This is a genomic window from Chitinophaga sp. Hz27, assembly GCF_042263525.1.
Lineage (GTDB): Bacteria > Bacteroidota > Bacteroidia > Chitinophagales > Chitinophagaceae > Chitinophaga.
This window is the reverse complement of sequence record NZ_JBHKFJ010000001.1, coordinates 280,612-293,774: the sequence shown is the minus strand read 5'-3', so window position 1 is coordinate 293,774 and position 13,163 is coordinate 280,612. Positions and strand designations below refer to the sequence as shown.

The following is a 13,163-nucleotide window of genomic DNA, read 5'->3' as shown; positions in this document are numbered from 1 at the left end:
TTTAGTACAGATTTTCATTTACGCTCGTCACATGGTGCCAGTAACGTCAAAATTGCGGCGAAAATTTCATATGGAATTTATCAAGCCTGATAAACAACTGTTAAATCATAGTCTAGTTATCATGTAGAGGATTAGGGTTAGTGCACGAAATGAGTAGCAGATGTTTGGTTGATTCCCGTTGTTAGCCTGAACACCTTCGGCATTCAGGCTAACAACGGTGCGTAGTATTACAAGGTGTTAACCAAATCGATCAATTCATCAGCGGAGAGTTTTACGGCCATATCAGCGCCTTCCAGCAACTGATCGGCGAGTTCTCTTTTAGTATTGTGGAGGGTAAGGATTTTTTCTTCGATGGTATGCATGGCTACCAATCTGTAAATGGTTACAGGTCTTGTCTGGCCTATACGCCTTGCTCTGTCGGAGGCCTGCTCTTCGATAGCTGGGTTCCACCATGGGTCGAGGTGAATAACATAATCCGCAGCGGTGAGATTGAGTCCAAGACCACCGGCTTTGAGGCTCACCAAAAACAGGTCTGCCTCTCCTGCCTGGAATTGGTTTACCAGTCTGGCTCTTGTTGCAATAGGCGTGCTGCCATCCAGATAGAGGAAACGTATACCTTTCTGTAACAAAGCTTCTTTTACCAGGTCCAGGTGTTTTACAAACTGGCTGAAAACAAGGGCCCTGTGGTTATTCTCTAATAGCTCGTCCACTATTTCCAGGAAGGCGTTCAGCTTAGCGCTTCCCATTTCGAGCTGACTGTCTACCAGTTTAGGATGGCAGGCGGCCATTCTTAATCGGGTAATCTCCGCTAAAGCACGGATATGCCTTTGTGCGTTGTTGCCTTCCTGCGCAGTCAGCGACTCCAATGCACGACGGCGAACGGCTTCATACAACGCCGTTTCTTCCGGCGATTGTTCTATCAGCTTAATAATTTCTGTACTTGGTGGCAATTCCTCCAGTACAGCGGTTTTCGTACGGCGCAACATAAAGGGAGACAATATCCGTTTCAGCTGCTTTTTCACATTGCTTTCCGGATTCCTCAACGATGGGAATACATATTGTTTATTGAAGAAATCCAGACTACCTAATAGTTCAGGATTCAGGAACTTAAAGAGGCCCCAAATTTCAGTCAGGTTATTTTGTATAGGCGTTCCCGTTAGTGCCAGTTTAAAACCAGCCTTTAGACTATATGCAGCTTTAGCGGTACGGGTTTGATGGTTGCGTATGATATGCGCTTCATCCAGCACAATGGTGGTCCAGTTGCGGTTTGCGAGCAACTGTTCTTCTGATTGCAGCAGGCCATAAGTAGTGATGATTACTTCGAAAGGCCCCGCTTTTTTTATGATGGCGGCGCGGTTGCCACTGCTAAGGTCTGTAAACTGTAAGGCTGGCGCGAAACGCATGCCTTCACTGATCCAGTTAGGTAATACAGAAGCCGGGCAAACAATCAGCGCCGGCCCTTCGGCTGCGCGATGCAATAATAACGCCAGCGCCTGTACGGTTTTTCCAAGGCCCATATCATCCGCCAGGCAAGCACCTGCGCCCCATGAGGCCAGTTGCACCATCCAGCGGTAGCCTTCTTCCTGATAGTTACGTAAGCTGGTTTGTAAACCTGCCGGCACCCCCGGCTGAATGCTTTTTGCCTTTTGCCATTTCGCCAGCATGGCTTTCCATTGCTTATCCGTTTGCACCTTTTCCATGTCCAGCAATGCTTCCGCTGCAAAAGGCGCCAGCATAGGGCGTATACGAAGCTCCTTATCGTCCTGCATGATGAAGGCTGCCAGATCGTATATCCGTTTGCGTAAGTTATCTTCCAGGGAGATGATCTCCCCATTTTTTAATGTTACGAATTTGTGTCTCTTTACAGCTTTATCATCCAGCAATTCTTTAAGAGATAATACCGTGTATTCATCTACGTAAATATTGGCATCGCAGGTAAACCAGTGATCTTTTTCTTTAATAGAGATCTGCAGATCTTTGAGATCTACTTGTTTGCTGATGCGATAACGCTCTCCTTCCGGCCATTCTGCTATGGCCAGTTCCGGATGTTCGCGGATAATTTCCAGTAGCTGTAAACAATCGGCAGGATCCTCAAAAATTATCTGATCATCATCAATCTCCTGAAGCATACTTTCCTGGATATAGCCGAGTAATTTATTGAAATTAGCCAATTCCAGTTCCTGATCTCGCAACGCCTGGCACCGTTCTCCGTTCATAATCCCCAATACGGATTTCCCTCCCAGTCCAGGTTTGCAATAAGGCGGATCAGTTTTAAAAGGTTTGATGAAGAAAGCGGCTTTCAGCCCTGTGTTCATCGGAAGTAGCTGTACTACTATGCGGGCATCTCCCTTGATACTCCTGATATCAGCAGGGGTATCAAGTATATCCGCATGGATGGTGAAGTAGGCCGATAAATGCTGCAGGACTTTTGCCAGCTTATCTTTCCCGGAAGAAGGAACAGATTGCAGCTGTTGCAATGTGCGCAGCAGATGCTGCTGTTGCGCGTTTACAGGAATCACTTTCAGTCTGGTCAGACTTTCCCTTATAAAGATGACCGGGCTGGTATAATCATCGATATTGGTTTTAAAAGAAAATCCTTTTGCATGTGTAAGCACAGACAATTCAGGTGTTGACTTGATTACTTCTACCGGTGTTTCGCCGTCGTCTTCACTGAAAAGTAGCGGATGGCCTGCAATTTCCTGCCATACGCGTTGTTCGAATGACCAGGAGTCTGCGCCGGCGTTATAAAAGCTGACACGTTGCACGGTGCTGCCTATACGAAGATCCTGATCAGTCATACCTTCTGCAGTGCCGTCTTTCAGTCGTGACAAGGCGATGTTGCGGCCACGGCTCCAGCCAGTGGCTTCTTTATACTGCTGTTGTAAAGGTTGTATCGTATATCTCCCCAGATCAACGAGATAGGCAATACGAAATTGGCTACCTGCTTTTTCTTTTTTCTTTTCTTCCGTTCCCAATAAGGCATTCAGCACCCGCTCCCACTCCGGCACCAGTACGGAGCCTGTACCTAGTGGCTGAAGGCCTGTATCCACCAATGTTTGCTGGTAGTACGATTCATAGCCTTCATATCCTTCGTCACGAGTGTAGTAAAGATATTCGAGGGTAGGCATAGCGTAACCGTTGGCAACAGCTTTTGCCAGCAAGAGGCGACAACTGGCCTGGTGTATCAGCAGCAGCTTATTTTTGGGATGGTACCATTTCAGTGCCCACATGCTTAGTAGTAGCATCAGGCGTTTATCGGGTTCTTTGGCAGCCATTTCAAATATCAGCTGCAAGAGGTTTTCCGCTTTTTCGCGCTTGCCCATATGCAGATGCAGCAGGGCGATAGCAGGGATAATGGCAGGAAAATGTTTACGCTCGTAGAATTCCGTCACCTTTTGCATCTGTGGCGTAGCCACCGAAACTGGTAGCAATGCCAGCGTACAGGCATAATAATATGCCATCAGCGGTGTGGTGGGAATAATATTTTTTTTGTCAGATGTCCGTTGTTTTTTGATGCCTTGTTCGAAACTACTTTTGGCCTGATCATTCGCTTTTTGATAGAGGTGATATACTGCATTGGCGAAGTAATCATCAGCGGTGGCAGGCTTGGTAATCAATGTGAGCTGGCCTTGCAGGGCAGCTGTTTCCGGAACGATGTCGTTGCTACTAAATGGTTGTAATGCATTTTTCAGTTGCCCGATAAAACCCAGTGGTTGTAATTGTTGGAGCTGGAACCGCACAGACCAGGCAAACATGGCTTCTACAGCGGAGGTATCGAATAATTTGAGCAGGAAATTATAGGCAGGGCGGCCGGCGAGGCACGCCAGGTAAGGTAAGTATTCAGAAAGCTGTTGTTCTATTTTGCGGATAGGCAGGGATAAAAGCGATTTATCACCAATAAAAGCGGCCACCAGGAGACGTTGTACTTCCTGAAGGGATGCATGAGCGCTATAGAAATGAAAATCATTCGCCGGTACTTTCTGCAGCATTTGCTGGTAGCTGGCTTGCATGATATTCTCCGGGAATAGTTGCAGACAATGTTCCAGCGGCAGGAAATAATTTCCCGAAATATTACGATGCAGTAGTTCTCTATCGCCCAGGTGCTGTAACAGCGCACTGGTTTGTGTAGGCTGAAGCAGGCTAAGCGTAGCTACTGCGGCGTTGAGCGTGGGTTTATCCACCGGATACATATAAATAGACAATATATCTATCATCATTTTTTCATCCTGGGACAGCGTGCGGTATTGCTGCTGGAATTGAGCATCTTCAAACATAATCGGCAGTGAATATCAACAAATTTAATATTTTCCTGCAAAGGGTCGGGCATACGGACTTGCATTAGTAGCCTGAAATGATTAATTTGCAGCTATGTTTACACCATTCATTACAAACGTACTTCCTCCTCCAGTAGTAGCATAATTGCGCTACAACCGGATTTTTCACATCATTATTGGTCTTTCTCAGAGGCCATGCAGGTTTGTATTGGTTGTTAGCTCACTCCTCTTTTTTACTTATTTCATTTTGTTTTAATCAATACAATTATTGAGATGAAAAAATCATTTCTTCTCCTGCATACATCTATTCTGTTAGCTGGATTTACGGGCATTTTTGGTAAGCTGATTTCATTGAATGAAGTATCGTTGGTGTGGTTCCGGTTAAGTCTTTCGTTTATACTACTATGGATAGGCCTGAAGATAAGCGGTCGTTTTGTAAACTATGGCCGGGAGGCAACTCGAAAAATGGCGCTGAGTGGCATTCTGCCAGCGCTTGCCTGGGTATTTTTCTATGCCAGTATTAAATACGGTAATGTTTCTGTAGCAGTGATCTGCTTTTGTATGACCGGCTTCTTTACGGCGGTATTAGGACCTGTCATTCAACGGCGTAAACTGATTATTTCCGAGCTGCTACTCAGTATGCTCACGGTTGCGGGCATCGTACTCATTTTTCATTTTGACACAGCATTCAGGACAGGTATTATCCTGGGTGTTATTTCTTCCTTGCTGAATGCCTTTTATATCATCGCTAATGAGCAGCTGGTAAAGCGTTATGAAGCGAGTATGATTAATTATTACCAGATGCTTGGAGGCGCCATTACGGTAAGTCTGCTACTCCCCTTCTACGTTTATACGTTTCCGGGAGTGAGACTGTTACCAGATATAACCGAATTAGGCTACCTACTGCTGCTAGCTTCTTTCTGTACAATCGGCATTTATGTATTGGTAGCTGAAGCCTTAAAGCAGATATCCGCATTTACGGTCAACCTGTGTTTCAACCTGGAGCCTGTTTATAGTATTATTCTGGCTATGCTTTTCTTTAATGAAGGCCGTATGCTAGGGATGACATTCTATATAGGTTTAGTGTTGATATTGTTATCCGTCATCTTGCAAATGATATTATCAGGAAGAGGCAAAACACCTGACCAGGGCTAGTCTACAAGTATTCAGTGAGGCCGATTATTGTTAAATAACAATAATCGGTCTTCTTCTTTATAAAAAATATTTGTGTAACTTAAAAGTTACTTATACATTTGAGTAACTTTTAAGTTACATATTATGAATCATACAATCAAACAGGAATTCTTCTATCAGCATGCACCACAGCTGGTATGGGAATACATCACTGATGCCGAAAAAATTGCCAGCTGGCTGATGCCCAATAATTTCAAAGCAGAACCTGGCTATGAGTTTACGTTTCAGACAACGCCTATGCCTAATTTCGGCTTTGATGGCACCATCTATTGTAAAGTGCTGGAGCTGATACCTTTTGAGAAACTGGTATATTCCTGGAAAGGTGGTCCATCCAAAGGTGTAGTAACACTGGACACGGTAGTAACGTGGACGCTGGAAGCAAAGGACAACGGCACTTTGCTGTCATTAGAGCATCGTGGATTTACCGAACAACAGGCATTCACCTTCCAGATCATGACCAAAGGCTGGCAGGATAACCTGGCAGAACTGAATGGTTTGATAAAACCTGCTGTACAATGACCGCTGCCGCATTAGATGTATTCCAGACCATCGCTGATCCAAGTCGCCGCGAAATGTTACATCTCTTGTCTAAGAAAAGTCTGACCATCAATGCACTGGCAGAGAACTTTGACATGAGCAGGCCGGCTGTATCCAAGCATATTAAAATCCTTTCCAATGCCGGATTCATCACCATACACGACATTGGCCGAGAAAAGTATTGCCTGCTGAACCAGGAAGGTTTTAAGTTATTACAGGAATGGATCAACTATTTCGATAAATTCTGGATGAACAAGCTCAAGAAGCTGGAAGATGTATTAAATGAAAAGGCAGGCAAATAATTATTTAGGGCTGGGTTGCGTATATCCTGCGGGTCTTATCTTTTCCAGGATTTCCGCTGCGCCCTGGCCTGAGCGACGAATAATTCCGATTGTTTCTGCAACCGTGGCAGACAGATACCGGATATCTTCTTTTTGCCGGGCACTAACGGTACCGGATGTAGGAGAAGGCGCGGAAGGAAAAAAGATAGAACAATAGTTTTCTGTTTCATCAATTACAAAGCAGATGACTTCATTGCCATCAATCAGAATACTGGCCGGCTTCCAGGCTGATTGATGTCCTGAGGTCAGCACATCGGTGGATAAGGCGCGGATATAGCTATAACCTGGGATATGCATGAGGATATTATCTTCCAGCCACTTGTGAAATCGTTGCGCCATGTTGGATTTCATAAAAAGGCCAGCCAGAAAACACAATACCAGTAATAACAAAATCGTCACCAGTGTTTCTTTTCCAATACCAGGAATCTGAAATGGAAAATGATGGGCGATGGGTGTTACAATCTTTTTGGTGAACAAAATTATTCTCATTATCACGAAGGCGAGCACAAACAAAGAGATCACCATTAACATGCCGGAGGCAATGGTATTTTTTAGATACAGCCAGAATTGCTTCATAAGATAGTCACTTATAAATCTTACAACACCACAACCAGGCTACTTGTTCAGGTGACACATCTACCTAAAAAAAAGGCAGGCCAAAAAGCCCGCCTGTATTCATTTTTGCCTATATGCTATTGGTATAGCTATTAAAAAGATGGTAGATTATTCAGGTAATTATTATCAGATTCTTTCTCTTTTTTAAACTGCAGCTTACCAAATTTGTAAGAGAAATTAATACCGAAAGAACGGTACGGAATTTCACGTAACAGGTAAGAAGAGTATGCAGCAGTATGGATAGTAGTAACCTGGCTAATGTATTGACTGAAAGGATTAGTAGCAGTAATACCCAATGCTGCTTTTTTATTCCAGAACTGTTTTCTCAACGCAATGGTATAAGAAAGATTCTGCGGCTGACGGCCCTGAATGTTATTGAAGGCAGATCTAAACTCACCAAACACTTCAGCAATCAGGTTTTTAGGCAGCTGATAAGAAGCGTTCATATTCAGTCGCCAGTTGATACCATCTGTTCTATTACCGCCGTCCAGTTCATTTACCACATGCCTGTTGAAGACTTGCAGATTTTCGCGCAGGTTGAGGTTTTTTGTCAGTGGCATGGAGCTGGTGATGATCAATCCCGAGTTATATTCTTTCCCGATATTCACTCTGCTGGTAACAGAAACGTTTGTGTATATGGAATCGCCAATGGTATAAGTTGGATAGAAGGCCGTATAAGGCTTGATATCATTGCTGTTGATGCGTTCCATCAGTGCGATATAGATATTTCCGCCTCCTTTAAATGACCGGCTGTAGCCCAGTTCAAAGTTGTCACCGATTTCGGGCTTCAGTAAAGGATTTCCGGTGGTGATATTGTAAGGATCGCTGAGGTTCAGGAATGGATTCAGCTCTCTGTCAGGACGTTCCAAACGATGTGTGTAGGCCAGTTTCAGCATATTATCATCGTCGAATTTGTGAGAAAATATCAGCGATGGTACAAAATTACCGTAGGAAGGCACGGTGCCACCGGGATAATTCATGGCAACACTTGTATACTCGTAACGTGCGCCTGCTACTACATCCAGGAATTGGAACAAATTAAAACTGGCCGACAGATATCCTGCATAGATATTCATGCGATAATTGAAATCGTATGACTGTGTAGGATCTGGATGGTAGTTGTCAGTAGTTTTATCATATGCATTTACCTGCGAACTATTTTGCAGGTCGTGGAAAATGGCTTTCACACCGGCTTCCAGGGTAAAGGATTTACTTACTGGCTGCGTATAGTCGAGGGAGAGATTATGCTGATGGTCTGATCCAGGATTGTATCCTTGTGTACCACCGAAGGGCAAGGTAGCATCGTCCAGGTATTGCAGCTGGTAGTAGCGTGCATAAGGCGATCCGAAGCTGGCACTGTATAAGAAGTCCAGCTCTTGGCCTGGCTTATTGAATTTCCTTTTGTATCCGAGGTTCCAGTCCATGGCATCAATCCAGTTGCGGGAGCTGTTAGGGCGGGAAATCGTGCTGGTATCATTGCTACCGGCTGTCCACTGACGCAGCAGAGAAGTGCCTTCCAACTGGGAGCTGAAATGATTAAAGGACACGCCTGCGCTGAAGTTGTCTTTCTTGCTGGGCGACCAGTCGAAACCTAGTCCTGTAGCATAGGAGCGGCGAGTAAGGTCGTTAGTGCCTGATTGCCAGAGGCGACTCGCCAGTTTACCATCTGTAAAGGAAGATCTGTCCTGGCTGCTGGGTGTTGAAGAACTCAATTGTGCGTTACCGTTAAAGAAGAGGTTTACACCGAAGTTATTATGGCGCAGGTTGAGGTTTACAGCAGCATTTTCCAGTCTGGTGCCGGCAGCGAGGTTAATGCTACCATTCATGCCCTGGAGGCGGTTTTCTTTCAATACAATATTAATAATCCCCCCTGTTCCCTGGGCGTCATATTTGGCGCCAGGACTGGTAATGGCTTCAATGCTTTGTATCTGGCTGGCGGGGATGGCTGCGAGCGCATCTGCCAGGTTATTACCGAACATGCTGGAAGGCTTACCGTTGATGAGGAAGCGAATATTGGAATTGCCTTGCAGTTCCACGTTGCCGTCTACATCAACCGTTACCTGTGGTACTTTACGGAGTACATCTAGCGCAACACCGCCTTGAGAGGTGAGGTCGTTGGCCGCATTGTAGACTACTCTGTCTACCTTACTTTCTACAATGGGTGCTTTTGAGGTCACCACTACTTCACCGAGCGATTTAGCAGACGACTGTATGCTAATTGTGCCCAGGTTTACAGCAGTATTTGTATTGGTAATTTTTATGCTATCAATTAGTTTTTTATTGTATCCGATGAATTCAATGGAAACGGTGAACATACCTGGTGTCAGTCCTTTTACGCTGAAGTTCCCCTTGTCATCGGCAACGGCACCATTCACGGTTTTGCCAGTGCTTTTGTCTGCCACCACCACGGTAGCATAAGGCACCGGAGCTTTATTGGCGGCGTCGGTGATGTGGCCGGACACTGTTCCGGTATGGCTCTGGGCGGAAGCGCCCAAAAAGCAGCAGCAGGCAACAATCATTAAAAAAAATCTCATCTGTTATTCTTATTTGCGGCACAAACTTAAAAGGCGAATCTGAAGACAAACTGGAGTAAAGCAGATATTTACAGATAATGTTACCTTCGTAACTATGAAAAAAATGCGCCAGACCATACTGTTATTAGCGATTATCTTTCTGCCGATCTATTCATTTGCACATGGATATTGGCTGGAAATCAATGGTAATGGCCAACCAGGCAAGCAGGTAATCATCCAGATATTTTTTGGAGAGATTGACCAGTACGGCAAGCGACTGAAAGAGACCTATGACACCTTACCAGCAGCTGATATGTTCAGGATCATAGCAGTGCATCCTGATGGCAAAATGGATACGCTGAAAGTCAGTGCCCGGAAAGATGGCTGGCAGGCAACGTTTACGCCTATACTAAAAGGTAGTTACCGTATCCTGGCAACGGGCGTAAAACTTCCGGTGGTAGACCGCTCTGGTAGCGGCGGACAGAACATTCGTCCATTTGAATATCTTTGCAGCAGCTACCAGACCGGCCTGGGGATGACTAACAACAAACCTCTACAAATGCTGGATATCATCTCCCAACAGCAAAAAGATATGATGCAGGTAACCGTATTTAAAGACGGGAAACCTTGCGCAACAGGCGCTAAACTACGTATATTCAATCCCGATAACTGGGAGAAACAATTGGAAACTGATAGCACAGGCAGTGCGGAATTTTATCCGAACAGGAAGGGTTTGTATATTATCCGTTACGACTGGTACGACAAGACGCCCGGTACTTATGAAGGCGTTTCCTACAGTGCAGTAAGGCATCGCTGCGACTATTGCCTGCTGGTACAATAAGTAAAACACAAATAGAAACGATGAAAAAGGCAGAGGCTACCCGACTCGAAATTCTGAGGAAAGCATTTGAATTGATTTATGTAAAAGGCTACCAGGCAAGTAGTATAGATGATATTCTGGCGAAAACCCAGGTAACAAAAGGTGCATTCTATTATCATTTCAAAAACAAAGAACAGATGGGAATGGCTATCATCAATGATTTGCTGAAGCCTACGTTCTCCCAGACTTTCATCCAGCCGTTTATGCAGGAACCTAATCCCTTGTTGGCGATTTACAATATTATCCATTATCTGTTGCTGGAAGATGAATTTATGAAGATGGAATATGGGTGCCCGGTGTCAAACCTCACGCAGGAGCTGAGTCCCTGGCATGCTGATTTTAATCGGGTGTTGTCTGAGCTTACCCATGATTGGGAAGCAGTGATGATCACTAGCCTCGAAAAAGGTAAGAAGGCTGGTTATGTGCGTAAGGAGGTGAATGCAAAAGAAGTGGCTTTGTTTGTGATATCAGGTTATTGGGGAGTGCGTAATGTAGGTAAGCTGGAGATGAACAAATCGGTGTACAAGTCCTTCCTCAAAGCATTACAAGGGTATCTGAACGGCCTGGAATAAGGCCGGAATTTTTTTCTTCAAAAACATACCATTTAGTATGTTTTTGATTTATCTTTGTCTCGGACAAATTCCAACGACATGTATTCCGCATTAGTATTTCTCCATTCCTACATCAGGTGGATGGTGGTGCTGAGTATTGCCTATGCTATCTTTCGGGCGGCGCGCGGTTATTATCTGCGACGGCCATTTACAGCAACAGACAATGCGGTCAGGCACTGGACATCCACCATAGCGCATATACAGCTAATAGCAGGTATGACCGTGTATACACAGAGTCCTGTAGTAAAATATTTCTGGCAAAACAAATCCACTGCCGTAGCGGATTTCAGCGTTACTTTTTATGCATTATTACATCTCATCCTGATGATCCTGGCGATAACTATTTTAACGATAGGATCAGCCATGGCCAAGCGAAAGGCAACGGGTCATGAGAAATTCAAGACTATGCTGATATGGTTCAGCATAGCGTTTATCATCATCTTTCTGGCCGTACCATGGCCATTTTCACCACTATCTTCCAGACCACTATTACGATAATTTATGAAGGCATTATTTAAGACGAGACTGGGCAGACTCAGATTACTGGGCTACCTGGAAGGGATTTCATTGCTCCTACTATTAGCAGTAGCCGTGCCGGTTAAATATATTCTGAGCGATCCGACCATGGTAAAAGCGATGGGACCTGTACACGGAGGGTTATTTCTGCTATATATTTTTAACACGCTAAGTGTAGGTGTAGAACAACGATGGAAATTTAGTCAGACAACCTGGAAAGTACTGGTAGCCTGCATTATCCCGTTTGGCACTTTTTATATAGATAGAAAAATTTTGCAACAGCAAGACATCTAAAACTCAACCACTATGAAAACATTGATCATCATTGCAAGTATACTGGTTGTCCTTTATGGTACGTACAGGGTATATAGATTTGTTAACCTGGACAAGGGTTTGCATCAATTGGTTGACCAAGGCGCCATCATCCTGGATGTACGAACGGTAACAGAATATAACATGGGACATATTGAAGGTGCGTTAAATATTCCATTGGGACAGCTACATGCAGACAGCTTACCACTCGATAAGAATAAAATTTATATCACGATGTGTTCACATGGACTTCGGAGTGTGAAAGCTTTGCATTTGCTGCAAGCGAAAGGCTATACCGTGCATAATGGCGGCGCAATGCCAGACCTGCAAGCGGAGTTAGCACGATGAATACCAGGAAATAAACAAGCAGCCAGCATCTTCAAATTAGTGTACATTTGCGTTCCGGAAAAAATACCGGTGATTTATCAACTCCATATTTTTAAGAATTTTTTATGAAGAAACTATTGCTGGCTGTTTTATTATTTGCCACCAAATCATTGTTTGCCCAGGAAGGACCGGACTTTTCAGATATGCGCAGCTGGTGTTTATATGGTGATTCCTTATCGAGGTATATTTTTGCTGACACTGCATTTGTGCGTGTTAGTCCGGATACCAAACAGGCACCAAAAGACACGCTTCTTTTAGGTGATAATATCAAAGTCCTGGAAATTACAGAAAAACCATTGACCATTCGCGGACTGAAAGGGCCATGGCTGAAAATAGAATATACAAAAAACGGAGAGGTGCGTAATGGTTATGTATGGCAGGGACTTATCAGCTGTGCACAGCTCCGTCGTGGGGATACCAAATTCATCTATGCAATTGAGCGTAGGGCCGACAGCGTTAGTTTTGAAAATAAAACGGCAGACACTATACGCCGTTTTCTGGTGAGATTGAAAGCTGTGCAGAATGGTAACCTGGTGGCCAAAATTGGGTTCATTGCCTATGACGACGAATCTGCTAATTACTGTGGCGCCAAGATCATGAGTGGTATGGGATTGACGAATGTGCAGAACATGATTGTGATTACTTTTTCCGGAGAGGCTTGTGGTATTCCAACCTCTGATTATTATTTCGCCTGGACTAAAGACAGTATGTTTGTACGTTTTCCGGACAAGACCAACATTGGGGATGCAGATGCCTTTTATCACAGCGAAGAATTCATCTTCCCTAATGAGAAAAAAGGACAACCGGATTTAGTGGTATGGGAGATGAATGAAGAGGAGGCCACTGACGAGGTAGAGAAAAATGGTTTGTATAAAATGAAGACCACTGATAAGGGCAGAAAAGTTTATCAATGGGATGGCGAAAATAAAAAGATCACCTTAAAAGGTAAATAAAGCATGGGCCGGCAGCTGTTACAGTTGCCG

Annotated in this window: 12 protein-coding genes; 9 read left to right on the top strand and 3 right to left on the bottom strand. The window is 44.4% G+C overall.

What is annotated here, in order from left to right:
- Nucleotides 1-227: 227 nt before the first annotated feature.
- A complete protein-coding gene (locus tag ACE38W_RS01430; protein ID WP_375828439.1) occupies nucleotides 228-4,274 on the bottom strand; it encodes a DEAD/DEAH box helicase in 4,047 nt (1,348 codons plus the stop codon).
- Nucleotides 4,275-4,547: 273 nt separating this feature from the next.
- On the opposite strand from ACE38W_RS01430, the gene ACE38W_RS01425 reads away from it, so the two are divergent.
- The 3 genes from ACE38W_RS01425 to ACE38W_RS01415 all read left to right on the top strand — a co-directional run bounded on the left by ACE38W_RS01425 (nucleotide 4,548) and on the right by ACE38W_RS01415 (nucleotide 6,307).
- Complete coding sequence (locus ACE38W_RS01425; RefSeq protein WP_375828438.1) at nucleotides 4,548-5,429, top strand: DMT family transporter; 882 nt, start codon at nucleotides 4,548-4,550, stop codon at nucleotides 5,427-5,429.
- Between the two features lie 123 nt (nucleotides 5,430-5,552).
- Nucleotides 5,553-5,987 (top strand): SRPBCC domain-containing protein, encoded by a 435-nt coding sequence (locus tag ACE38W_RS01420; RefSeq protein ID WP_375828437.1) that lies wholly within the window; start codon nucleotides 5,553-5,555, stop codon nucleotides 5,985-5,987.
- On the top strand, nucleotides 5,984-6,307 hold the full coding sequence (locus ACE38W_RS01415; RefSeq protein ID WP_375828436.1) for an ArsR/SmtB family transcription factor: 324 nt from the start codon (nucleotides 5,984-5,986) through the stop codon (nucleotides 6,305-6,307). Before ACE38W_RS01420 ends, ACE38W_RS01415 begins: the two co-directional genes overlap by 4 nt.
- On the opposite strand, the gene ACE38W_RS01410 is transcribed toward ACE38W_RS01415, so the two are convergent.
- Together ACE38W_RS01410 and ACE38W_RS01405 are read right to left on the bottom strand one after the other, a co-directional pair.
- Nucleotides 6,308-6,922 carry a DUF502 domain-containing protein gene (locus ACE38W_RS01410; protein ID WP_375828435.1) on the bottom strand — a complete coding sequence of 205 codons (615 nt, stop codon included), beginning with the start codon at nucleotides 6,920-6,922 and terminating at the stop codon, nucleotides 6,308-6,310.
- Nucleotides 6,923-7,053: 131 nt separating this feature from the next.
- A complete protein-coding gene (locus ACE38W_RS01405) occupies nucleotides 7,054-9,495 on the bottom strand; it encodes a TonB-dependent receptor domain-containing protein (RefSeq protein WP_375828434.1) in 2,442 nt (813 codons plus the stop codon).
- 94 nt (nucleotides 9,496-9,589) lie between these two features.
- Here ACE38W_RS01405 and ACE38W_RS01400 point away from each other — a divergent pair, with 94 nt between their 5' ends.
- From ACE38W_RS01400 to ACE38W_RS01375, 6 genes are all read left to right on the top strand, one after another.
- Nucleotides 9,590-10,315: a hypothetical protein gene (locus tag ACE38W_RS01400; protein ID WP_375828433.1), complete on the top strand. Its 726-nt coding sequence runs from the start codon at nucleotides 9,590-9,592 to the stop codon at nucleotides 10,313-10,315.
- A 20-nt stretch (nucleotides 10,316-10,335) separates the two neighbouring features.
- Nucleotides 10,336-10,926: a TetR family transcriptional regulator gene (locus ACE38W_RS01395; RefSeq protein WP_375828432.1), complete on the top strand. Its 591-nt coding sequence runs from the start codon at nucleotides 10,336-10,338 to the stop codon at nucleotides 10,924-10,926.
- 78 nt (nucleotides 10,927-11,004) lie between these two features.
- A complete protein-coding gene (locus ACE38W_RS01390) occupies nucleotides 11,005-11,463 on the top strand; it encodes a hypothetical protein (RefSeq protein WP_375828431.1) in 459 nt (152 codons plus the stop codon).
- Nucleotides 11,464-11,466: 3 nt separating this feature from the next.
- Nucleotides 11,467-11,775, top strand: a complete 309-nt coding sequence (locus tag ACE38W_RS01385) for a DUF3817 domain-containing protein (protein WP_375828430.1) — start codon at nucleotides 11,467-11,469, stop codon at nucleotides 11,773-11,775.
- A 12-nt stretch (nucleotides 11,776-11,787) separates the two neighbouring features.
- Complete coding sequence (locus ACE38W_RS01380) at nucleotides 11,788-12,141, top strand: rhodanese-like domain-containing protein (protein WP_375828429.1); 354 nt, start codon at nucleotides 11,788-11,790, stop codon at nucleotides 12,139-12,141.
- A 104-nt stretch (nucleotides 12,142-12,245) separates the two neighbouring features.
- Entirely contained in the window at nucleotides 12,246-13,133 is an 888-nt protein-coding gene (locus tag ACE38W_RS01375) for an SH3 domain-containing protein (RefSeq protein WP_375828428.1), read from the top strand.
- Nucleotides 13,134-13,163: the final 30 nt, after the last annotated feature.

Excerpts from the sequence above, each read along its gene's own strand:
- ACE38W_RS01430 (WP_375828439.1), bottom strand. The coding sequence starts at position 4,274 with ATGTTTGAAGATGCTCAATTCCAGCAGCAATACCGCACGCTGTCCCAG.
- ACE38W_RS01425 (WP_375828438.1), top strand. The coding sequence starts at position 4,548 with ATGAAAAAATCATTTCTTCTCCTGCATACATCTATTCTGTTAGCTGGA.
- ACE38W_RS01420 (WP_375828437.1), top strand. The coding sequence starts at position 5,553 with ATGAATCATACAATCAAACAGGAATTCTTCTATCAGCATGCACCACAG.
- ACE38W_RS01415 (WP_375828436.1), top strand. The coding sequence starts at position 5,984 with ATGACCGCTGCCGCATTAGATGTATTCCAGACCATCGCTGATCCAAGT.
- ACE38W_RS01410 (WP_375828435.1), bottom strand. The coding sequence starts at position 6,922 with ATGAAGCAATTCTGGCTGTATCTAAAAAATACCATTGCCTCCGGCATG.
- ACE38W_RS01405 (WP_375828434.1), bottom strand. The coding sequence starts at position 9,495 with ATGAGATTTTTTTTAATGATTGTTGCCTGCTGCTGCTTTTTGGGCGCT.
- ACE38W_RS01400 (WP_375828433.1), top strand. The coding sequence starts at position 9,590 with ATGAAAAAAATGCGCCAGACCATACTGTTATTAGCGATTATCTTTCTG.
- ACE38W_RS01395 (WP_375828432.1), top strand. The coding sequence starts at position 10,336 with ATGAAAAAGGCAGAGGCTACCCGACTCGAAATTCTGAGGAAAGCATTT.
- ACE38W_RS01390 (WP_375828431.1), top strand. The coding sequence starts at position 11,005 with ATGTATTCCGCATTAGTATTTCTCCATTCCTACATCAGGTGGATGGTG.
- ACE38W_RS01385 (WP_375828430.1), top strand. The coding sequence starts at position 11,467 with ATGAAGGCATTATTTAAGACGAGACTGGGCAGACTCAGATTACTGGGC.
- ACE38W_RS01380 (WP_375828429.1), top strand. The coding sequence starts at position 11,788 with ATGAAAACATTGATCATCATTGCAAGTATACTGGTTGTCCTTTATGGT.
- ACE38W_RS01375 (WP_375828428.1), top strand. The coding sequence starts at position 12,246 with ATGAAGAAACTATTGCTGGCTGTTTTATTATTTGCCACCAAATCATTG.